This is a genomic window from Pseudomonas sp. KSR10, assembly GCF_022355455.1.
Taxonomy (GTDB): domain Bacteria; phylum Pseudomonadota; class Gammaproteobacteria; order Pseudomonadales; family Pseudomonadaceae; genus Stutzerimonas; species Stutzerimonas stutzeri_E.
This window is the reverse complement of record NZ_JAKOEN010000007.1, coordinates 89,431-111,778: the sequence shown is the minus strand read 5'-3', so window position 1 is coordinate 111,778 and position 22,348 is coordinate 89,431. Positions and strand designations below refer to the sequence as shown.

The window sequence follows — 22,348 nt, the reverse complement described above, 5'->3', positions numbered from 1 at the left end:
TAGAAGTTGCGCGCATTGACGGTGATCTTGGTGTCGTCGACGAAGCCTTCGGCGCTGGCGGCCAGCGGGGCGAGGGCGGCAATGGATGCCGCGAGCAACGTCGGGACCAGGATGCGGTCTGCTCGGGTGTTGTGGTTCAGGTGCTTCATTGTTGTTATCCCTTTTTCAAGGTTGAGGGCCCCCCGCCGCAGTCGCGGATGCTTCAAAGCGAGGGGGAGTGATACGCCGCCGCTGGCGGCAATCCGGTTAGTCGGGTGGCGTCATGACAGCCACCGCACAAGGCAGAGTGTGATGGAGGGGAACAGCACCAGGACCACCACACGCAGGACATCGGAGATCAGGAAGGGCACCACGCCGCGGAAGGCATCGCGCAGGCTCACGTCGCGGGCCATGCTGCTGATGACGTAGACATTCATTCCCACCGGCGGCGTTATCATGCCGATCTCCACCACCATCAGCGCCAGTACGCCGAACCAGATGGCCTTCTCGGTCTGGTCCAGTCCATAGAAATCGAGGCCCATGATCAGCGGGAAGAAAATCGGAATGGTTAACAGGATCATCGACATGGTGTCCATCACGCAGCCGAGGATCAGGTACAGAATGAGGATCCCGGCGAGCACCACGAACGGCCCGACGCCGCTGTTGGTGATGGCCTCGGCTAGCGCTACCGGGAGCTGCGAAATAGCGAGAAAGGAATTCATGATGTCGGCGCCGAGCAGGATCATGAAGATCATTGCGGTGGTTACCGCTGTGCCGTAGAGCACTTCCTTGAAGCCCGCCCAGCGCATCCCGCCGAGCACGACGGCGAAGATACCGGTGCCGACGGTGCCGATCGCTGCGGCCTCGGTGGGGGTGAACCAGCCGCCATAGATGCCACCCAGTACCAGCACAAAGATCAAGAATACCGGCCATACGCCTTTCTGCGCGGCCAGGCGTTGGCGCCAGTTCATGCGGGGCTGTGCCGGACCGGCGTCTGGATTCATCCTCACGTAAATGGCGATCGCGACCATATAGCCGATCGCCGCCAGCACACCCGGAATGAACGCCGCCATGAACAGCGACGAGATGTTTTCCTGGGCGAGGATGGCGTAGATCACCAAGACGACCGACGGCGGGATGAGGATTCCCAGGGTGCCGCCGGCGGCCAGGCAGCCCACCGACAGCGAGCCGGAGTAGTTGTACTTCTTGAGTTCGGGCAGGGCGACCTGGCCCATGGTCGCGGCGGTGGCAATGGAGGAACCACAGACTGCGCCGAAGGCCGCGCAGGAGCCGACTGCCGACATCGCCAAGCCGCCGCGCCAGTGGCCGATCATCGCCGCAGCGGCGCGAAACAGCCCTGTCGCCAAGCCGCCGCGTGAGGCGAACTGGCCCATCAACAGGAAGAGAGGAATGACCGAAAGGTCATAAACGGTGAATCGCGCATAGGCGACCGTTTTCAGGTAGCTCAGCAATGGTGGCCAGCCGCTGATGGCAACGTAGCCGCCGACACCGGTCAGCAGCATGGCGATGGCAATCGGGATGCGTGCCACCAACAACACCAGAAGGATAGCGAGAAACAGTCCACCGATTTCAACACTGCTCATATGGACTGGCCCTTACCGCGAAAATCCTGCCACGCGGTGTACAGCGCCACCAGCGCCAGCAGGGCGAAACCAGGGGCGAAGGCGGTCATCGACCACCAGATCGGCAAGCCCATGATGATCGATTCCTCGCCGGTGCCGTAGGCATCGACGGTACCGACTACCGAGCGCCAGGCCAGCACCGCCGCGGTCAGCGCCATCAACAAGCCGCCCAGGGCGTCGAGACCGTTGCGCACCTGTGCCGAAGCATGCAGGGTGAAGACGTCGACAATGACATTGCCGCGTCGTAGCTGGCACAGCGGCAAAAAGAAGACGATAGCGATGCCGCAGCTCATCTGCACAAGCTCGACGTCGCCGAGCAGCGGCTCGTCGAAAAGCGCGCGCATGGCGATGCTGTAGGTCGCCATCAATGTCATCGCTACTAGCAACAGGCCGCCTACGATGGCTAGCAAGCGCGACAGCACGTCGAGCAGGCGGCCAAGGGGATCCGCAGGCGCCGGGGCAACCTGGGCAATGGGTTCGCTCATGTAACTCTCCAGGGCAGCACCGTCGGTACTGCCTGTATCGATCAGTGGGATAGCTGGGCGTTGTATTGCTCGATCAGTTGGCGAGCTTCTTCCAGCAGCGCTTTGCCGTTCTCGTAGCCTTTGCTTTCAACTTCATTGATCCAGTCTTCACTGACCTTGCTGGTAACCTGAACCCACTTGGCCTGCTCCTCCGGGGGCAGTACGTAGATTTCGTTATTGCGCGACTGAGCCAGCTTGTGGCCCGTTTCCACCACCTGGTTGTCCCAGATGCGTCCAGCTTCGCGGGAGAGTTCGCGACCGCTGTTGGCATCGATAATCTGCTTCAGATCAGCGGGCAGATTGTTGTAGGTGTCCTGGTTCATCCCGACGATCAGCGCGGTGTGCATCAGCGCCGGGGTGCCAACAGCGGTTTCGGTGTGGTACCTGACCAGTTCGTGCAGTTTGAGCGCAGGGACTACGTCCCATGGCAGCACCGCACCGTCCACAACGCCTTTGGACAGGGCTTCGGGAACCTGCGGGACGGGCATCGCCACAGGCGTAGCGCCGAGCAGCCCGATGGTCTTGGCGGCGGTGCGGTTGGCTGCGCGCAGCTTCTGGCCGCGGAAATCCTTCAAAGTATGAATAGGCTTTTTAGTCGTATGCACGAGGGCACCATCAGTCAGATGCGTGGCCAACAGGTGCATGTCGGCAAATTCGTCCTGTCCATGTCTTTGAATGAAGTCCCACATGGCCTGGCTACTGGCTTCCGAGGAACTGCTCATGAAGGGCAGTTCGAACGCCGCGGTGAGCGGAAAGCGGCCGCTGCTGTAGCCATGCAAGGTCCAGACGATGTCGGCTACGCCATCGCGAACCTGATCGACCAGCTGCGGTGGTGTGCCGCCGAGCTGCATAGAAGGATAGAACTGGAACTGAATACGTCCGTTGGACTGCTGGGTGATGCGTTCCGCCCAAGGTTTGAGAAATTGCGCCTGGGTCACCGAATGTGCGGGCAGGAAGTGGGCCAGTTTCAGGGTGACTACTGGTTCATCGGCATGGGCCGCGCCGTTCAGCATGAGGGACCCGAGCGCAAACATGGACAGCAGCGTTTTGGGGAGCTTGAGCATCACGTCATCCTTTTTTATTCATTGTTATGTTCGAACGGCGTGTCTGGAAGGGAGCAAGGCTCGCCTTGGCGGACAGCGGCTCGTATCGCCGATGAATCGTGCAAGCTCCGGTCTGCGCAATCAATCGGGCATGCTGCTTACTGTGCGATTATCGAACGGCATCCTTGCCGTTCGGCTTAACGGCCAGCTTCTAATAGAAGGCGTCAGCCTTGTGCGAGCGATGGGACGCTGTGTTTGCCGGCCCATTGCCGGGCTGCATAACTGTGGCTACTACTATCAGCGCATGGAAATTCCGTGGAGCGGCTAGGCTCATTGGGGCAGATCGACATCGATGAGAGTGACTGCAACGTCTGCCAGTTAACTGCCCGCGAGGGGCCGCCCACTCCTAGCGATGGGTTTGTTGTCCTTCGGATCAAAAGGAGGATCTGTCATCGACACTGGAAGACAGATCGATCGGAGCCTCGAGGTATATAGGTGTGGACGGGATGCGGATGGATTCTCTGAGGAAAGCCGCGGCGCAGGCACTTGCATCTGGCGATCCACTTGGCGCTCTCAAAAGGGTCGCGTTGTGCGACGATCCGGCAGCGCTTGCGCTTCGGGGTATCGCAATGGCACAACTCGGGGATTTCGTGCGAGCGAAGGCCCTATTGCGTGACGCCGCCTTCGGCTTCGAAGAGGCGGTGCCCCGCGCCCGGTGCGTTGTCGCCGAAGCCGAGATCGCGCTTGCTTCACGCGATCTGGGCTGGCCGTCGCAAAGGCTCGACGACGCGAGAGCGACACTCGAAGCGCATGGAGATTGGCCGAACGCCGCGCACGCGCGTTTGATCGAGCTTCGGCGGTTGGTTCTGATCGGCCGCATGGACGACGCTGAATGCGCTCTGGCCGCACTGGATTCGGCAGTACTTGGACCCGCATCCAAGGCGATCCATGAGCTGGTCGTTGCAGCCATAGCGCTCCGGCGTCTTCAGGTCGATAGCGCGCGCAGGGCGCTGGCACGAGCCGAGGATGCGGCGAGCCGAGCATGCATTCCCGCTCTGAGTGCGGAGCTGCAACGTGCCTCCGCTGCATTGAGCAAGCCGGTCGCACGGCTGACTACGCAGCGCGACGACCGACTGGTGCAGCTGGACGAAGTGCAACAGGTACTGACGTCGGGCATGGTCGTTGTGGACGCATGCCGTCATATCGTGTGTAAAGGCAATGCGAGCATTTCTTTGATCAAACGCCCTGTGCTGTTCGAGCTGATCCGCGTGCTGGGAGAAGCCTGGCCGGCAGACGTATCGCGACGCACCTTGATTGAACGAGCATTCCGGGCCCGGGCCGTCGATGAGTCGCACAGGGCTCGGTTGCGTGTGGAGATCGGGCGTCTTCGAGCATTGCTGTTGGGGCTGGTTGGCGTGACTGCAACGAAGCGGGGATTCGTGCTCGCGCCGCTTGCGACGGACGAGGTCGCTGTGCTGACACGCCCCGCCGAAGAGAAACACACGGCCGTGCTCGCCTGCTTGGCTGACGGTGAGTCCTGGTCGAGTTCCGCGCTTGCCCTTGCGCTCGGAACCAGCCAGCGCAGCGTGCAACGAGCATTGGACTCGTTGGCGACGGTCGGTAGCGTGCAATCATTCGGTAGCGGTAGGTCGCGGCGCTGGATGACGTCGCACACGCCTGGTTTCGCGCCGATCTTGTTACTCCCCGTTTCCGTGATGATGTGACTAGGATCTTCCCACCTGTTAAGGAGGAATGGACACATGAACCGATCAGCAGCACACATCGCACGAGAATACGGACCCTTCGATGGCATCGAGAGCGTGCATGGCGTCAGCTATGATGGCCAACACGTCTGGTTTGCAAGCGGAGACAAACTGCATGCGCTCGATCCATCAACCGGCGAAACCCTGCGTTCGATCGATGTCTGCTCGGATGCCGGAACGGCATTCGACGGCCAGTACCTGTACCAGATATCGGGCGACCTCATTCATAAAGTCGATCCCACGGACGGCACAGTGCTTGCCACCATTACGGCACCTGGAGATGCATCGGGTCTGACATGGGCAGAAGGGACGCTCTGGGTTGGCCAGTATCGCGGGCGAAAGATCTATCAACTCGATCCTCAAACAGGCGCCATTCTTCGAACCATCGAGTCCAACCGTTTCGTCACAGGCGTCACCTGGGCCGACGGGGAACTCTGGCATGGAGTTTGGGAGGAAGGCCAGAGCGAGCTGAGGCGCATCGACCCGGCCACAGGCGACGTGCTGGACGCCGTCGAAATGCCTGAGGGTGTCGGCGTATCCGGGCTCGAATACGATGGCACGGGCCGCTTCTTCTGCGGCGGTGGCCCAAGCGGCAAATTAAGAGCCGTTGACCGCCCCATCTGACGTCTCGCTGGTTGCAATGGCCTATGCGTTGGCCCATGCCTTGCCTGGATGAGCGTTATCGACAAAGGGCAGGTTACAGCCGGAAAGCCAGACGGCCTTCCGGCGTCCTGCCACTGCTGCAGGACACTCGTAATCGAGTTGGTTTCGGCGCGCTCCTGATGGCGTTCTCGGTGGAGGCGAATAGGGCATCGGGTGCTGGTTCAGGATGTCCTCGTGTGCCCGTGTGTTTCAGCTTGCGCCTACCGCAAGGCCGAGCTGATGTCATACGGAAGGCGGTTGCGGCTGATTACGCGCTTCGCTGTTCCGACTGAAGGTTCAGCACCAATCGCGGCTTCACCGTTCGAAATTTGCAGAGGCTCATCGAGAGCCTCACTGCGAGGTGAAGCATGCAAGTCGAATCCATGATGTTTACTGAAGTACAGGCGGCGAACGATCCTGACGCGCAGGCGCCCCTGCCCGGGGATCCGGACGGCGCTAGCATCAATGATGCCCCGATGTCCGACCCCGAGGAGCCGGAGCTCACCGATGAAGACATCGACATGTTTGAAGATGACCCAACTATCCCGACCGAATAGGCAGTTGATGTCGTTCACTCAATGCTGATGGCACAAGCTCACTGGCTCGGGCATCACACGGGATGTGGACGGAAATAAAAAACCGCAGCCGCCCAAGGGGCTGGCTGCGGTTCTTTTTCTCAGGCCGCGCTGGACCTGATGCCTTTCACGTCATTAGCGGTTGAACGCCGCACCGGTACCGACCACGGTGGCCGACGGCAACAGCTGGCTGATGAAGCGGTTCCAGCGAGTGATTCCGGCCGGCCCTACGAACACCACATCCTGCGGCTGGAGCGGGAAGCTTTTGGCCAGGGCGAAGGCGGTGGGGGAGGCCGCGTTCAGTTGGAATACCTTGGCTTTCTCGGTGGCGATGTTCTCTGCGCCACGGATGACATAGACCGCTTCGCCGTCAGCCGTATCCTGTCGAATGCCGCCTGCAGTACCGATGGCATCCATCAGATTGAAGCTCGAGGCCTTGAAGCTGAGCGCCTGTGGCTGGGTGACTTCACCGAGCACATAGATCTTCTTCTGGTCGTTGTAGGGCAGGTGGAGCTGGTCACCGTCTTTCAGGTAGACCTGGTTCAGCCAGGAATCTGGACGGTTGAGGTCGTCGAGGTTAAGCATGTACTCGCGACCGTCACGCTTGAGGATCAGGCTGGACAGGTCAGCGGTCTCGGTGTCTACACCGGCCTGGCCGATGGCCTGGACCAGCGTAATCGGGGCGGTGGTGACTGGTACTTCGCCAGCCGTATTGAACGCGCCGGACAGGACTACGCGCTGGCTACCGTAACGCAGCAATGCAACGTCCACCTGTGGGCTGTCAATGTAATTGGCGAGGCGGCGTGCGATGTCGGTTCGCAGTTCTTCAATAGTACGGCCCGCAGCGTTGACGGTGCCGATGTAGGGGTAGAACAGGGTGCCATCAGGGCGAACCAGGCGCCCGTTGGCATCGAGTTGCTGCTGCGGACCGGACGGTGCTGTCAGCTCCGGATGATCCCATACGGTTATATAGAGAAGATCGTTGGCGCCGATACGGTACGCCTCCGGTTTGTAGTCGATCAGTTCCTGCTTGCTGGAGGTGCCCCTGTCCGAGGACAGCTCGCCCTTGAGCATATCGGGAGTGATGCGAATCAGCTGTACAGTACCGTCTTCTGATACCGCACCGTCCTTGAATTCATCCGGATCAAGGTGTTGGCCAGGCGAAAACACGCATCCCTGGAGCACCAGCACGGAAGAGAAAGCGAGAGCAAATAATGGTTTCATGGTTCTTCATCCTTGACGGAATAGTTGTTTTACGAAGTGAAACAGCAGATTCACTTGGAACTGAAGGAACGAGCGAAATTGATTCGTCTATCAACAATCGGTTTTTCGAAAGTGCAAAAACGATTCAATATCTGCTTCTCCTGATGCCGCTACCGCAAAGCGCTGGAAGTCGTACGTCATGACTCGATGTGAGACCTGTTTCGGAAGAGTTACTGACAGGCTTCAGTCAACCTGCTTAGCGCTTTCACGAGACTGCAACAGGCGCTTGCCGCTCACCGTAGCCATAGACCGCTCCGTTTCTCGGGGGTTCAAGACAATGCGCACAAATCAGGCATTGATGTAGCAAGCATTTGTGGTGCTAAGCGATGAGAGCGTCTAGAACGGCAATTCGTTTCTTTTCACCCTGGGGCGCGGTTGCGGCACGCATGCAAATAAGCGGAGAAGTAAGGCTTATGAATAACCGTACGCCATTCGATGCTCGTATCAGTCGAGCTTAAAAAGGATCGAAGATACCCGCTCTGTTATAACCAATCGCAATGCCCTTAGGCCCTCGGCAACGCCGCTGTTATTGAAAAAAGTATTAATTCTCCAATGGCTGTTCGATCATCCAGCGCAAGGTATCCTTCAGTTCTATCTGGGGAAGGTCGCCGATAAGCGAGTCCAGCTTGGTTCTGCAGCCGAACAGATTTTTTACATCAGCGCTGCGCACGAAGGTTGGATTAACCCTGACCTCCATTCGGTGGTCGGATATGGCGGCCGCCTGCTCAAGAACATATTCGAGCGTATACGCAGAACCCGAGCAGATATTGACCGTTTCGCCGATTGCGGCGGGGGTTTCCAACAGTCGTCGATAGGCCTGTACAACCTGACGGACATCGCAGAAGTCGCGGGCGATATCCAGATTCCCCAGTTCGATAACATCGGCGCGACGACGTGTGTGCGCGACGATTTTCGGGATGAGGAATTGCTCAGCCTGACCAACCCCCGTGTAATTGAACGGCCTGCTGATAATCAACGGCAACCGCCCAACGTATAGTCGCGCCAGGTACTCCATTGCTGCTTTGCTCACAGCGTAATCGTTGGCCGGAGCAAAAGGTGAAGATTCGTCCAGTACGCCTTCGGTAGCGTTTCCATAGACATTCGCACTGCTGGCCAGGAGCACGCCTTCCAGGCCGGTAGCTGTTGTGCGTAGCGCTTCGAGCAGGTGACGAGTGCCGAGCAGGTTGGCGTTGTAGATCGCGTCCGCGTCGGTATGTGCGACAAAAGACACGGCGGCCAGATGGACAACATAGGTGGGCCGTACTTCCGTCAACAGTGCTCGCAGCGTCTCGGTGTCGTTCAGCGAACAGCAATGAATGGCTGAGACCGCCATCGGCAGTTCACCCATGGGTTGGCGATAGCTGAGGCCATGAACCTCGTAGCCGTAGGCTGCGAATTCTTCTGCCATATAGCGGCCGGTAAAACCGGTGACGCCGGTAATCAGCACTTTACGCATGTTCTTCCCGATAGCATGAAATTCCAATTTCAGCGGAGCGATCTATCCCTGGTATAGGCATGGGATGTTGCGTCCCGGTTACGGTCGGCTGGCTGATTACAAAGCGCCGTTGGAACGGCGCCTTTCATCTTTCTGATCAGTTCAAGCCAGCGCCGACCGTGAATCGCTGGCATAAACAAGCTGGCCATCGTTCAGGGGAAGTGAGCTCAGAGAACAGGTCCGGTGTCCTTCGCGGTTCTCTGGCGGAGTGTGCCGGTGCCCAACTAAAGCATCCAGTACAGCTCCGCTCAGTGGGCGATCAACCTTCCTAGAACGAAAAACCCTGCTGGTTGCGGCGCAGGTCGGCGTCCACCATCATGCGGCACAGCTGTTCCAGCGAAGTTTTGGGTTCCCAGCCCAGCACGTCTTTGGCCTTTTGCGGGTCGCCGATCAACAGATCGACTTCTGCTGGGCGATAGAACTTTGGATTGACCCGCATAACGACCTTGCCAGTCGCCGTGTCGATAGCCTGCTCCTGCTCACCGCTGCCTTCCCATCGCAGTTCGGTATCGACTGCCTTGAATGCCAGGGTCACGAAATCACGCACGGTTTCGGTACGGTTCGTCGCCAGTACGAAAACGTCAGGCTCGTCGGCCTGCAGCATGCGCCACATTCCTTCGACGTATTCTTTGGCGAAACCCCAATCACGCTTCGCGTCGATGTTGCCCAGTTCGAGCACATCCAGCTGACCCAGTTTGATCTTTGCCACTGAATCGGTGATTTTCCGGGTTACGAACTCGCGGCCGCGCAGAGGCGATTCGTGGTTGAACAGGATCCCGCTGCAACCAAAGATGTCGTATGACTCTCGGTAGTTGATGGTCATCCAATGCGCGTAGAGCTTGGCGACGCCATAGGGACTGCGAGGGTAGAAGGGGGTGGTTTCCACTTGCGGAATGGCTTGAACCTTACCGAACATTTCCGAGGTGGAGGCCTGGTAATAGCGAATCTTCGGATTGACGATACGAATGGCTTCCAACAGGTTCACAGCGCCTGCGCCTGTGATGTCCAGGGTGGTCAGCGGTTGTTCGAATGAAACCCCGACGAAACTTTGTGCCGCGAGGTTGTACACCTCGGTTGCACCGCTGTTCTCAAGTAAGCGGATGCTGGAGGACAGGTCGGTAAGGTCATACTCAACGAGATGCAGATTGGGGTGTTTGTCGATACCCAGCTCTTCGATTCGCCAGAAATTTACCGAGCTGGTACGCCGAAAAGTGCCATATACGGTGTAGCCTTTTTCCAGCAGAAGCTCCGCCAGATAAGCGCCGTCTTGCCCTGTGATGCCCGTGATGATTGCTTTCATGTTCTTCCCTGTTTGAGGTTAGATTTTAGAATTGCTCTTGCTTCGCTATTGTCTGGAAAGCAGCAGCGAAGCAGTATTCGCGAGTTTGTTTCGTTAGTTGCCGACCAACATAACGAAACGACGGTGGCATGCCCTTTGGCAGCCCTTCGATATCCGATCAAGACTCCTGCTTTGCGGGGCTGGCTTTTTGCCTCGAGCTTTTTTCCCGTAGAAAGGCGGGCACGATATACAACGCATCAATCCAATAACGTTTGGCCAGCCTGCGGGGTTCCATGCACATGCGATGAAGCCACTCGAGCTTGTATTCGCGCATCCACTTCGGCGCACGCTTGATGGTGCCCGTCGCAAAAGAGATGGACGCACCAATACAAAAGCCCATGCCAGAACGCTCATGAGACTGAGTCGCCGCGGCCAGAACTTCTCCGCGCGGCGTCCCTACGGCATACAGAACCAGTTCCGACGGGTTTTCCCGAACGAATTGCAAGCAACGCTGCACTTCTTCGGGGTTCTTGATGAAGCCCATCGGCGGGTTGTAGTGATACAGATCGATGCCGGGGTAGAGCGCTCTGAGCTTGTCGGCTTCCGACTGCAACGAACCAATCAGAACCACGCGCAAGCGATCCTCGTCGGCCCATTTGAGAATATCCAGGGTCAGGTCGCTGCCCGGAATGGCCTCGTCCAGATGCACACCCAGGCGTCCCAACAACGATAGAAGAATACGGCTGTCACAGAGCCTCCAGCGGGCTTTGGCGTACGCATCTCGGAGCTCTTCGTCATGCTCCAGTTGAACGAGGTGATCCACGTTCGGCGTTACTACAAATGAATAGGGTTGCTTAACACCCTCTCGGATGTAGCTCAATAACGTTTTCTTATTGCCGGAATAGAAGTCTATTCCGAACGCATTAGTATCACTTGACACTCATTGCTACTCCCTTGAAAGCGCCCTTGATACCCGACCAGGCGAGGGTGGGATTTCTGAATTCCTTTATCGTTGTAACGGCTGAAAGCAAGAATGCGGAAGTAAGTGCGAAGAGCGGTCCATAGAATCGCTTATTGAAGCGAGTGGCCGCTCGGTTGCGATAGTAATGATAGAAAGCCGAGCGATTTCCCAGGCTGAGAGAGCCATAGTGGAACAGGCGGCTTTCTGGAATGACCTTGATCGAGATACCGAAGCGCCTGGCGCGGTATTGCCAATCCACTTCTTCGAAGTACATGAAGTAGCTTTCGTCCATCAGGCCGATCTCCTTCGTCAGCGCCGCTGAAAACGCGAGACTGCAACCCATTATGTAATCGGGGTCATGCTGGAGGTTCTGCTGCTGCAGTGCTTCGAGGCTCTGGTTTTTTCCAAGCAGGCGTGCCTTGCCCAGGATGGGGTACAGCTTTCCGCCGCCGTAACATTCCAAACGCCCGGTGTCGGCGCTCAGCACGAGTGAACCGACGAACTGGCGGTCGTCCCGCTGCAACGCTTCGAGTAACGGCGAGAAAGCATCGCTGTCGACATACGTATCGTTGTTGACAACCCAGAAGTAGGTGGGCTGGAGATTTTCCATCGCCCAGCGCAAGCCATAATTGTTGCCGCCGGCATAACCGTTATTTTCCGGATTGCAGAGCAACGTTACCTTTGCATATGCCTTTTCATCCAGCCATTGCTGGAAGGCAAGGGCTGACCCATCCTGGGAGTCGTTGTCGACGATGACGATATGATCGATTGTCGAGCAATGAGTGAGCAGGCTTTCTGCGCAGCTGATAGTTTCAGTAGCAGCTTTGTAGTTGAGAATAAGTGCGACGTTCATGTACTCGTTCCTTGCTGCGAAGATGGCGTGCGCGTAAAGCATGTACAACGAAAAGCATGACAACGATCGGTTGTGCGTATTCGAACAGGCCGCTGAGTGGCCATATCACGAAGAGCGCCAGCATGACCGCGTAATTGAAGCCCATGTCCGGGTTTATGTTGCGGGCGATGCGCTGATAAATGAACAGCGACATTGGCACCACCAGGAAGGTCAGAAACCCGAAGCGGAACATGGTTCCGATGATCCCGACGTCCGACAGGAAAAAATGTTCACCGAAATAAGGAATGAAGCCGTCCTGCCACATCAGCGAAAGTGAACCGCTGGGAAGCCAGTTGACCAGATCCAGATGATTGAATATGGCGGCGATCGTGTAACGACGCACGCCATCGTCTACATCGCCTTCAAGACTGTTTTGATAGAACTCGATGTTCAGCCCCAAGGTTTGGAGAAGTTCTGGATAGAAATAGAAGGGCGATAAGATAATACAGAGTGAAGCGGCCCATATGATGGCCTTGGCCCTAAGAGAAAAAAGCGTAAAAGCAAGGCAAAGTACAATAAGCTGGCGAGTTTGCGTTGCGAAAACCAGCGTCATGAGAAGTATCGCGGCCATGATGAGATAGAGGTTACGCGCCCGCTTGTCGCCATTGATCGGAGACTTCCCTCTCGCCCAGGTCTGAATGCAATAGAAGTAGGTAAAGCAAATTAGAAAGGGGCCTATGGAGGAGCGATCTGGACGGTCCCATGCTGTTTGCTCTGTGCGCAGATCAGGCAACAGGCCGAACTTGAAGCACCATGAAAGAAATACTGCCAGCAGCGCCGCGCCCAAGAGCGAATGCTCGAACTGGCGGGTCGTCAGTTTTTTCGCGAGCAATAAAAGAGGTGCGAAACCAAAAGCGAACAAAATTCTTCGTTCTTCGATAAGCCCGTAAGCAATGGGTTGGCCGAACGTATAGAACGAGAATATCGCCGGCAGCAGAGTAAATACCAAAACGCTATATAAGGCGTAGTACATCAGAACGCGCAATTCTCGGGACGCATCCTCTGCAGCTGCGAGCACGAGAAGCAACGATGCACCAAGGCAAACCGCCAGATAGGCTTCGTTGAGAAATTTGAATCCGATCGGGTTGTGCGTGCTATCGCCGAATACAGAGAAATGTAGAACGAGCGCCAACACCGTCAAAGGTAAATAAAAGAATCTTGAGCTGATGTTTGTCATCACCTGGGTCCTTAGGTGCTTTTCCATTGTCCAGACCAACTACGCCGCAACAAACTCAAGCCATTGAACGTTGTCGTACCGATGCTTCGATGCGTCGTCCTGGTATCGCTGTTACCGGCCTGCCTTTCATCGCGCAGCAACCGTCGGTAACCAGACTCCTTCGATAGGCGGGTCATTCGAGTTTCGCTCGCATTAATCCGCTGATGCTCGGTCGAAACGTTGGACAACCGGTTAGTGGTTGGGTTGCGTGTGATTGCCAGTTTTGCCAAAAATTTCTGACTGCCGTCACACCGCCGAGGTGCTACGCGTTTCTCCACGGCGGATACGCGGATAGGGTAGCTGGGCATCGATCAAGGCCGCGGCGTCGGTCCGTATTCCGTACAGCTATTGGCGATGTTCTTTTGCAGCACCTCCATTTGCGGCCGGTCGTTACCGTCGATGGGCTCAACGGCCAGGACGTACTTGCCCCAACCCGGGCCGCCGGCCCAATAGGCACTGGGAATGCAGTGTTCGTTGAGATAGCCGAGCAATTTATCCATGGCGACCAGCATCGACTCGGAATGGCCAGGTACGCCGTACTCACCCAAGAAACCTCTAAGGTTGTGTTCCTGCAGCCACTCGACGAAAGGTCGGACTCGCTCCACCCCCAACATGGGGCTGACGGTTTCGTCCGCTGCATAGCGTCCGGAAAAGTCTTTGTCGAAGTACAGGTGACCTTCGTAAATGAGCTTGTCTGCGGGGTCTTCGATCAGAAAGTCTTCGTTCACCTTGCGCCAGTGGAAAGTGCTGGCCCAGCGGTCGCCCTCCACGAAGATCAGGGTGTTCATGTCCACCTGACGGATCGCATCGACCGCCGCCTGTGCCGCAGCTGGCCACAATCCCTTGGTGGAGTGGGGCTCGTTCATGATGTCGTAGCCCAGGAGGGCGGGGTGATCCTTGAACTCTTCGGCGAGTTTTCTCCAGACGCTGGCGTAGGCTTCGTATGGCACTTCGGGAGAGCCGATCAGGTTGCCCTTGTATCGGCCATAGTTGTGCATATCCAGAATGACTTTCTGGCCATGCTTGGCCGCGTAATCCAAAGTGCGCCTAATCAGGCGGATCTGATCGAAGTTCACGCCTTTGTATAGGTCATGTTGCACGCGCTCCCAGATGAACGGAAAGCGGATCAAACGGATATTTTTGTCCGCGTAATACTTGAAGTATTTTTCCTCCGGGTAGAAATAGTTAGTGCCGACCTTACCGGGCGTTATATGAGGTGCGAAATTGGCACCGGACATATTGATGCCGATCAGGTCGATACCGGCGCTATTCTCGCTGGATTGAGCCTGCGCAAGCGATACACAGCTGACCAGTGCCAAGCCTGCAGCCAGCCGTATCGCGCCAAGCACGGGCGAAAGAAAGCAACGTGTCATATTTACCTTGATCTCCAATTGAACTATCTGCAACTGGGCTGGCATTGACTGCGCAACCTGCGCGCACCGTTCGCTAACGAATGCGAGCGAACGGGAACGAGTAGTCGATGCGGAGCAACGAGTGGCAAAAGCTGTTGTTCGTGAGGCCGGCATGCGGTACATGCCGGGTACACTCACTTGCTCTGATAGTCGTACTGGTAGTAGCCGTACTCGCTGTAATTCGACGCCTTGCGAATCACGGCATTGAAGATCACACCTTTGACCAGAAGCCCGTTCTGCTCGAGACGGCGCTTGGCGACCTCGATCTCCTTGACGCCGTTCAGGCCGTAGCGGGTAACCATCAGCGTGGTGCCAGCCTGGCTGCCGACCAGGGCGGCATCGGTGACTGCGAGGATCGGCGGCGTGTCGAAGATCACCATGTCGTACATCGTGCTGATTTCTTTGACGAAGCGAGAGAAGTTCTCGTGCATCAGCAGCTCTGACGGATTGGGTGGCAACTGGCCGTGAGCAATCACGTGCAAGTTGTTGAGCTGGGTCTTCTGGATGGCGTCGAACAGCGTGATGCGCCCGGACAGGATGTCCGAAAGCCCTTTCTCACCCTGGCAACGCATGACTTTGTGCAGATACCCCTTGCGCATGTCGGCGTCGACCAGCAGCACTTTTTTGCCGGATTGCGCGATTACCGCCGCCAGGTTGCTGGTGACGAACGACTTACCGACGGCTGGACTGGGGCCGGTGATCATCAGGATATTGTTCTTGGCCTCGATCATGGCGAAGTGCAAGCTGGTGCGCAGGCTACGCATGGCTTCGGTCGCCAGATCCGCCGGATCGTTGATGGTCAGCAGATAAGAAGCACTGCTTTTGTCCCGCTTGAAGTTGGCCAAACGTTTTTCCAGCGCGCCCTGCTTCTCGCTGAACGGGATTGCGGCGTACACCGGAATGCCGACTCGCTCGATCTCTTCTGGATTCTCCACGCCGCGCTTGAGCGCCTCGCGAACATAAACGAAGGCGACTGCGAGAAGGCCTCCGAGGAGGATGGCTGCAATGACGATCAGTGGCTTGTTCGGCTTGACGGGCTGATCGATGTCGGCTGCCGCGTGGTCAATGATGTGCACGTTGCCCACGGTACCGGCACGGATAATGTCCAGCTCCTGAGTCTTGTTCAGCAGCATCGAATAGGTTTCGGACGACACTTCCACATCACGGGTCAGGCGTAGCAGTTCCTGCTGGGTCGAGGGGAGGGTGCCGATCTGTTTCTCCAGCTCGGCCTTCTGCATCTGTAGCTGATTGATCTGATTCATCAGCGCCTGGAAGTTCGGATGCTGACGGGTAAAGCGGCGTTCCATCTCGGTACGCTTGAGGTTCTGCTCGGAAATCTGCTTTTCCAGATCGACGATGCGATCCAGTACCGATTGGGTTTCGGCCGAGATGTCTACCGAACGGTTGCCGGTCTGGTACTTGTTCAGCGCTGTTTGGGCGGCATCGAGCTTCTTGCGAACTTCCGGTACCTGTTCGCTGAGGAATTCCAAGCTCTGGGTCGCTTCGGCGGCGTTGCGTGCGACGTTCTGGTCCACATAGCGCTGCGCCACTTCCTCCAACACCTGAATGGCCTTGTCCGGATCGGTGCCTTCCAGGGTCACATTGACGATGCCGGACTGCTTGCCGAGCTCGCCAGCGGAGAGGCGATTCTGGTAGTCCTCGGTGGTGGCGTAGGTGCGGTTCTTTATCACCGTGAAGGTGGTACCTGGCCGCGCGTTGAGCTCGGCGACGGTAATTCCGTAATCCGGCGTTTCGACCGGTTCGCCAACCACACCCTGAGCGACCACTTCGTCGTCGGGGTCGCGCAGAATGAAGCCATTATTCTCAGCGGCTTCCAGTGTCAACTCTTCGCCATGCATCTTGTCCGGCACGATCAGCTGAGTGACACGCAGCGATTCACCGCCCCAGGCGTAGGACTCGAAACCGTCCGGGTACCAACCCAGCTCGCCTTCTTCAGTCGGCTCGAAGCGGCGATACACGAACCCGCCGATCAGGGGGAAGTAATGCGGCTCGATGTTGATGTCGAGGTTGAGCGCCTCCACCGCGCCGCCCACAACGGAGCGCGACTTGAGCAGTGCGATTTCGGTCTGTGCCGGGGAGACTGCCGGTGCGTTGCCCACCACATCGGTGAGGCTGGGCAAGCCATTCTTCGGCTCGATCTGAATCATCGCGCTGGCCAGATACACCGGCGTGGCGAGCAATGCGTAGGCGACACCTAGTGCCGCGAAGAAGCCTGTGATGGTGAGGATCAAGGCCCGATTATTGATGAGCGTGTCAAAGAGGTGGGCCAGGTCAATGTCCTTGTCCTCTTTGGTTTCGTAGATGGGGCGGGGCATGGTGGTCATTGAAGTTCCTTCTTCTTATTTCAGGTAAGGAAGCCAGCTCTCGACGGACTGCGTCAGAAGGCTGTGGACATGTTCGAATGCGGGCTTGGATTGACGAAAGGGATCGGGGATTTCCATGTTGTCTAGCCATTTACCCATCAGAAAGGTCTTGCCATGTACTTCGGGGGCTATCTGGCGGATGTGCTGGACGTGACTGTGCTCCATGGTGAGGATCAGGTCGGCCTGGTGCAGCATCTCGCTATCGACCTGCCGAGCACGGTGGGACCTGTGTTCCAGGCCGTGGTCGGCAAGCACCTCATGTGCGGTCTTGTCCATTGGATTGCCTACTAGTGCACCTATGCCTGCCGAGCTAATTGTCAGGCCTTTACCCTGGAGCCTGTGCGCCAGCAACGCTTCGGCCGCCGGGCTTCTGCAGATGTTGCCGACACAGACGATCAATATGTTCTGGAACATCTCGCTTAGCCTCTCAGCCCCGAATTCCTGGACGGATGGGCATGCGTGTAGCAGAACGCAAATCTGATATTTGCTCGCTTCATTAGTTCAATCTTCCTGCTGCGCTCGCGCATGAAGTGGCGTATCGCCTTGATGGGGCCGGTCAATGCGTGCTGCAGTCAGTAGACGTCCCTATTGAATAGCAAGGCGGGAATGGTCCGGGCGAGGATGTAGATGTCGAACCAGACCGACCAGCGCTCGATGTAGTCCAGATCGAACTCGACGCGCTTTTCGATCTTTTCGAGGGTGTCGGTTTCGCCACGATAGCCATTGATCTGTGCCCAGCCGGTGATGCCGGGCTTGACGCGATGGCGCGCGGAGTATTCCGAGACGGCGTCTTCGAACAGCACGCCCGCGGCTTTGGTCGCGGTTGCATGAGGGCGCGGGCCAACCATGGACATGCTGCCGAGGAAGACGTTGAGCAGCTGGGGCAGCTCGTCAAGGCTGGTTTTGCGAATGAAGCGACCTACACGGGTGATGCGGTCGTCGTCACGGGTGGTCTGGCGCTCGGCATTGGCATCCGACTTGGCGTGGTACATCGAGCGGAACTTGAACACCTCGATCAGCCGGTTGTTGTAGCCGTAGCGTTTCTGCTTGAACAGTACCGGGCCGGGCGAGTCCAGTTTGATCGCCAGGGCCAGCAACAGCATTACGGGCGCGGCGGCCAGCAGAGCCAGGCTGGAGAGGATGATGTCCTCGATGCGCTTGAACATTGGCGACCAGCCGCGCAGCGGCAGATCGGAAGCGATCAGCGTCGGCAGCCCGCCGACTTCGGTGATGCGCTTGTTGGCGTGACGGAAGGCGACCATGTCCGGGACCAGCAGCACGTTGACCGGCAGCTTGCGCAGTTCATTGATCACTTGGCCGATGCGGCTGTCGGCGAACCAGGGCAGGGCGACTAGAACCTGGGTGACTTTTTCTTCGCGGATCATTTGTTCCAGATCGCGCGTATTGCCCAGCAGTGGGAGGTCGGCCAGCGTTTTGGGCAGGCGCTCCAGGCGGTCATCAATAAAACCGAGTACGCCGGTGCGGATGTCGCGGTGATGGGCTAGATACTCGGCAACGCGCAGGCCGTTATCGGTGCCGCCGAGGATCACCGCATTTTGCAGGTATACACCTTTGGCCATCAGGCGACGGAACAGTGCAAGCATCATCAATCGCTCGGCGCCGAACAGGACGCCGCTGGCAATGAACCAGAAAGTCAGGTGCTTGGCTTCCAGGTAGCTGAACATGCCCAGCCCCTGGTGCATGAAGATCAACAGGCTGAACGCAGCAGCCCAGGCCACCAACATGGTGCGGAAGCGCAGCAGTGTGCTGAACACTTCTTCGCTATAGATACCGACCGACTGGAAAATGACTACGCTGATGACGCCGAAAAACATCAGAAAGGTACTGAAAGTACCACCACCCGCCGGCAGTTCGAGCGGCAGAAAAAGCAACAGCAGGACGCCCGGCAAAACAGCGGTCAGTCCGTGAATCAAGCGAACGCTGGCAAGGAAATAATCAACAAAACTGGGGTGGGCGTACTCAAGGGTTCCAACGGACTGTAAGCGCATACAAGGCTCCTTCCTACGGCTATTGCTAGCTCAATACTCGTTTTGATCGCCGCGATCCGCGGTTCTGATGGCAGGCCGCTATCGCAACCTTCACCTGGACACCTGCTCCGACCGCCTTCCAGGAAATGAGTTCACCGTCAGGGTGCAAAGTGCTTAGTCAGTCGTGAGGATTAAATTCGCTGCTAAAGGGCTGATATTTAAAGGTTATGAGCAAGGGCTGGTTCCGCACCGAGCGTTTTCGGGGGCGGTCTCCTGACCGATGGTCAACGCGATGTGTCGCTGGGCTTAAGTCGCGGTTGGTCCCGGACTCACAACTTTCTGGTGCCGCAGCAGGTCCTATTTGCCGATTACCGAATGGAAGTTATTGGAAATGAATGAACCCAAGGCGTTACTTGTTCTTCACGGGAAACAGGCGCTCAACGACGAGCTGCGTGCCGCAGTCAACGAATGGCGTCAATTGGGAAACGAACTGGCCGTACGGGTGACCTGGGAAGCCGGTGATACCGCACGCCTGGTGCAGGAAGCGCTCGCCGCGGGATACCGAACACTGATCGCTGGAGGTGGAGACGGGACCGCGCGGGAAATGACCCAGGCTTTGCTCGAAAGTGGTTCGGATGCCAGCCTGGCGATAGTGCCGTTGGGTACTGCCAATGATTTCGCCCAAGCCGCCGAGATTCCGCTGACGCCCTTCGAGGCGCTGACCTTGCTCAATCGCGAGCCGGTGAGGGTCGATGTCGGAGAAATGAACGGTGAAACCTTCCTCAACATGGCCACCGGTGGCTTCGGTTCCAAGGTCACTGCTACGACTTCCGAAGAGCTGAAGCGGGTGCTGGGGGGCAGCGCATATCTGTTGACCGGCTTGTCGCGCTTCAGTGAACTGCGCGCTGCCTGGGGGCGCTTTGTTGGACCTGACTTCGCCTGGGAAGGCGACTTTCTAGCACTGGGTATCGGCAACGGTCGTCAGTCTGGGGGTGGGCAACAGCTGTGTCCGCAGGCTTCGATCGATGATGGCCTGTTCGATATCTGCATCGTCCCGGCGCCTGCCGATACGGTAGGCACCTTGGGTACGCTGTTGAGCGGTGGGCTGCTGGGAATCGATACCGTTTCAGTAACCGCGCGCGTGCCATGGATCGAGGTTGAAGCGCCGGATGAGATCGACATCAACCTTGATGGTGAACCCTTTGCAGCGAAGCGTATGCGCTTCTCGGTGAAGCGTAGGGCGTTGCGACTGCATCTTCCCGACGGCAGCCCGTTACTGCGGGATGAGCCACTGCCTCGAGCTGATGGCGAGCCCGCCTGACCGCGGCGTACCCACTACCGGCTGATCAATCAGGTGGCTCGCTGCGGGCCGATAAAATACTTGTTCCGATAATAAAGCGCGAAGCTTTGCGGCCGATAGCTTGTTACATCCCTTATTCGCAAGGAGCCCGCATAATGGCCGGCATTCTAGAGTCAGTCGATCAACGCACCCGGTTGGTGGGGCAAAATCGTCTGGAAATCCTCATGTTCCGGCTCTCGGGTCGCCAGCAATTCGCGATCAACGTGTTCAAGGTCCAGGAGGTGGTGCAACTGCCGAAGATGACGCTGATGCCACACCGGCACGGCTCGGTCTGCGGCGTCGTCAATCTGCGTGGCCAGACGCTCCCGGTGATCGATCTATCGCGTGCCATCGGGCTGCGCCCACTGGTGCCGGATGAGCGCAGCACCATCATCGTGACCGAGTACAACCGCTCGATTCAGGCGTTTCTAGTCGGTGGCGTGGACCGCATCCTCAACCTCAACTGGGAGGAAGTGTTGCCGCCACCGACCACGGCGGGACGCCAGCATTACCTCACGGCGATCACCAAGGTCGACGATAAGCTCGTCGAGGTCATCGACGTGGAGAAGGTGCTGGCCGAAATCGTCCCGTACAACACCAGCATCGCGCCCGAACGTCTAACCGATCCGTTGCTCGAGCGCGCCAGGGGGCGTGAAGTGCTTTGTGTCGATGACTCAACCGTCGCACTGGCGCAGCTGCGCGAGACCCTCAGCCAGCTCGGCATCACCGTACATGCCGCCAGCGACGGCATGAAAGGGCTGAACCGGCTCAAGGCGTGGGCCGATGCGGGAGAAGTGCTCACCGATCGCCTGCTGATGGTGTTCACCGATGCTGAAATGCCGGAGATGGACGGCTACCGGCTCACTACTGAAATCCGTAACGATCCGCGTCTGCGTGATCTGTATGTGGTGCTGCATACGTCCCTTTCCGGAAATTTCAACCTGGCGATGGTGCAGAAAGTCGGCTGTGACAACTTCCTTTCCAAGTTCCAGCCGGAGAAACTGGTGGATGTCGTCCGAGAACGCCTGTTGCTGGACGAAACTCGCTGACCCGTCCATCTGATCGAGGCACCCGCATGCACCTTTCCTCGTTGTACCGTTTTCCGCTCAAGTCCGGTTCCGCTGAGTTGCTTGAGGAGGGGCGATGCGACGAACTCGGTCTGAGCGGCGACCGCCGCTGGATGGTGGTGGATGCGGCGACTGGAAAATTCCTGACACAGCGAATACTGCCGCAGATGGCATTGCTGACCGCGCGCTGGCAGGGCGAAACGGCGCTACTGATGTGCGCCCCCGGCATGGAGACGCTGCGGGTACCAGTGCCTGGCCCGGACAGCATGATGCGCGGCGTGCTGATCTGGCGCGAGACCCTGCGGGTACCTGATGCCGGTGATGCCGCGGCGGCCTGGCTGACGCGCTTGCTCGAACGCCCGTGCCGGCTGGTGCATCTGCCAAACGCGCTGGGCATCCAGATCGACCAGTACTATGCCCGACCTGGCGAGCTGACCGGATTCAGCGATGGCTTTCCCTTTCTACTGATCGGCCAGCGATCACTTGACGATCTTTCTGCACGGGTGGGACAACTGCTCGACGTGCGACGGTTTCGGCCGAATTTGCTGATCGCCGACTCGGCCCCCTACGCCGAGGACGGCTGGCGGCGCATTCGTATTGGCGATATGGAGTTTCGCGTAGTCAAGCCGTGTTCGCGCTGCATCATCCCGACCATCGATCCGGTCAACGGTGAGAAGAGCCCGACCCGTGAGCCACTGGCTACGCTGATGAACTACCGAAAGGGGGATGGCGGGGTGTTTTTCGGACAGAACCTCATCGCCGAGGGCACTGGCGTGCTGAAGGTGGGCATGCCTGTGCAAGTGCTCGAATAGGTTCGGATAGCAAAACCGCAGCGCCGCAGAATGGGGTGCGTCCCCATCGTGCGGCCGGCATTTTTAAGGCC

The 22,348-nt window shown here is 57.8% G+C and carries 19 protein-coding genes; 6 read left to right on the top strand and 13 right to left on the bottom strand.

Translation table 11 applies throughout. The features are described from left to right. Positions 1-260: 260 nt before the first annotated feature. Genes MCB86_RS03040 through MCB86_RS03030 form a run of 3 tightly spaced genes read right to left on the bottom strand, consistent with a single transcriptional unit; the run spans position 261 to position 3,210 of the window. A complete protein-coding gene (locus tag MCB86_RS03040; RefSeq protein ID WP_045162670.1) occupies positions 261-1,583 on the bottom strand; it encodes a TRAP transporter large permease in 1,323 nt (440 codons plus the stop codon). Beyond that, positions 1,580-2,107 (bottom strand): TRAP transporter small permease, encoded by a 528-nt coding sequence (locus MCB86_RS03035; RefSeq protein ID WP_239609697.1) that lies wholly within the window; start codon positions 2,105-2,107, stop codon positions 1,580-1,582. Before MCB86_RS03035 ends, MCB86_RS03040 begins: the two co-directional genes overlap by 4 nt. A 41-nt stretch (positions 2,108-2,148) precedes the next feature. Further along, a complete protein-coding gene (locus MCB86_RS03030; RefSeq protein ID WP_239609694.1) occupies positions 2,149-3,210 on the bottom strand; it encodes a TRAP transporter substrate-binding protein in 1,062 nt (353 codons plus the stop codon). Between the two features lie 491 nt (positions 3,211-3,701). On the opposite strand from MCB86_RS03030, the gene MCB86_RS03025 reads away from it, so the two are divergent. From MCB86_RS03025 to MCB86_RS03015, 3 genes are all read left to right on the top strand, one after another. Continuing rightward, positions 3,702-4,913: a hypothetical protein gene (locus tag MCB86_RS03025; RefSeq protein WP_045162682.1), complete on the top strand. Its 1,212-nt coding sequence runs from the start codon at positions 3,702-3,704 to the stop codon at positions 4,911-4,913. A gap of 36 nt (positions 4,914-4,949) precedes the next feature. Beyond that, positions 4,950-5,576, top strand: a complete 627-nt coding sequence (locus MCB86_RS03020) for a PQQ-binding-like beta-propeller repeat protein (protein ID WP_239609692.1) — start codon at positions 4,950-4,952, stop codon at positions 5,574-5,576. 386 nt (positions 5,577-5,962) lie between these two features. Further along, complete coding sequence (locus tag MCB86_RS03015) at positions 5,963-6,151, top strand: hypothetical protein (protein WP_045162666.1); 189 nt, start codon at positions 5,963-5,965, stop codon at positions 6,149-6,151. Positions 6,152-6,304: 153 nt separating this feature from the next. On the opposite strand, the gene MCB86_RS03010 is transcribed toward MCB86_RS03015, so the two are convergent. The 10 genes from MCB86_RS03010 to MCB86_RS02965 all read right to left on the bottom strand — a co-directional run bounded on the left by MCB86_RS03010 (position 6,305) and on the right by MCB86_RS02965 (position 19,080). Next, complete coding sequence (locus MCB86_RS03010) at positions 6,305-7,393, bottom strand: polysaccharide biosynthesis/export family protein (protein WP_045162665.1); 1,089 nt, start codon at positions 7,391-7,393, stop codon at positions 6,305-6,307. A gap of 580 nt (positions 7,394-7,973) precedes the next feature. Next, positions 7,974-8,888: a GDP-mannose 4,6-dehydratase gene (locus tag MCB86_RS03005; RefSeq protein WP_239609690.1), complete on the bottom strand. Its 915-nt coding sequence runs from the start codon at positions 8,886-8,888 to the stop codon at positions 7,974-7,976. A 307-nt stretch (positions 8,889-9,195) separates the two neighbouring features. Next, the gene (gene gmd, locus MCB86_RS03000) at positions 9,196-10,227 is read right to left on the bottom strand and encodes a GDP-mannose 4,6-dehydratase (RefSeq protein ID WP_045162663.1); all 1,032 of its coding nucleotides are present in this window, start codon (positions 10,225-10,227) and stop codon (positions 9,196-9,198) included. A gap of 157 nt (positions 10,228-10,384) precedes the next feature. Further along, positions 10,385-11,146: a WecB/TagA/CpsF family glycosyltransferase gene (locus tag MCB86_RS02995; protein ID WP_239609689.1), complete on the bottom strand. Its 762-nt coding sequence runs from the start codon at positions 11,144-11,146 to the stop codon at positions 10,385-10,387. Beyond that, on the bottom strand, positions 11,136-12,020 hold the full coding sequence (locus MCB86_RS02990; RefSeq protein ID WP_239609687.1) for a glycosyltransferase family 2 protein: 885 nt from the start codon (positions 12,018-12,020) through the stop codon (positions 11,136-11,138). The genes MCB86_RS02995 and MCB86_RS02990 overlap by 11 nt, the downstream gene beginning before the upstream one ends. Next, positions 11,980-13,236, bottom strand: a complete 1,257-nt coding sequence (locus MCB86_RS02985) for a hypothetical protein (protein WP_239609686.1) — start codon at positions 13,234-13,236, stop codon at positions 11,980-11,982. Before MCB86_RS02985 ends, MCB86_RS02990 begins: the two co-directional genes overlap by 41 nt. Positions 13,237-13,586: 350 nt before the next feature. Beyond that, positions 13,587-14,648, bottom strand: coding sequence for a glycoside hydrolase family 5 protein (locus MCB86_RS02980; protein WP_045162681.1), 1,062 nt, complete (start codon positions 14,646-14,648; stop codon positions 13,587-13,589). A gap of 173 nt (positions 14,649-14,821) precedes the next feature. Beyond that, a complete protein-coding gene (locus MCB86_RS02975) occupies positions 14,822-17,032 on the bottom strand; it encodes a polysaccharide biosynthesis tyrosine autokinase (RefSeq protein ID WP_045162659.1) in 2,211 nt (736 codons plus the stop codon). Positions 17,033-17,047: 15 nt separating this feature from the next. Next, a complete protein-coding gene (locus tag MCB86_RS02970) occupies positions 17,048-17,485 on the bottom strand; it encodes a low molecular weight protein-tyrosine-phosphatase (protein ID WP_045162658.1) in 438 nt (145 codons plus the stop codon). A gap of 158 nt (positions 17,486-17,643) precedes the next feature. Then, positions 17,644-19,080, bottom strand: coding sequence for an undecaprenyl-phosphate glucose phosphotransferase (locus tag MCB86_RS02965; protein ID WP_045162657.1), 1,437 nt, complete (start codon positions 19,078-19,080; stop codon positions 17,644-17,646). A 370-nt stretch (positions 19,081-19,450) separates the two neighbouring features. Between MCB86_RS02965 and yegS the strand changes: the two genes are divergently transcribed. From yegS to MCB86_RS02950, 3 genes are all read left to right on the top strand, one after another. Further along, complete coding sequence (gene yegS / locus MCB86_RS02960) at positions 19,451-20,380, top strand: lipid kinase YegS (RefSeq protein WP_045162656.1); 930 nt, start codon at positions 19,451-19,453, stop codon at positions 20,378-20,380. A 134-nt stretch (positions 20,381-20,514) separates the two neighbouring features. Then, positions 20,515-21,447, top strand: a complete 933-nt coding sequence (locus MCB86_RS02955) for a chemotaxis protein CheV (RefSeq protein WP_045162655.1) — start codon at positions 20,515-20,517, stop codon at positions 21,445-21,447. Between the two features lie 26 nt (positions 21,448-21,473). After that, the gene (locus tag MCB86_RS02950) at positions 21,474-22,277 is read left to right on the top strand and encodes an MOSC N-terminal beta barrel domain-containing protein (RefSeq protein ID WP_239609684.1); all 804 of its coding nucleotides are present in this window, start codon (positions 21,474-21,476) and stop codon (positions 22,275-22,277) included. Positions 22,278-22,348 lie beyond the last annotated feature (71 nt).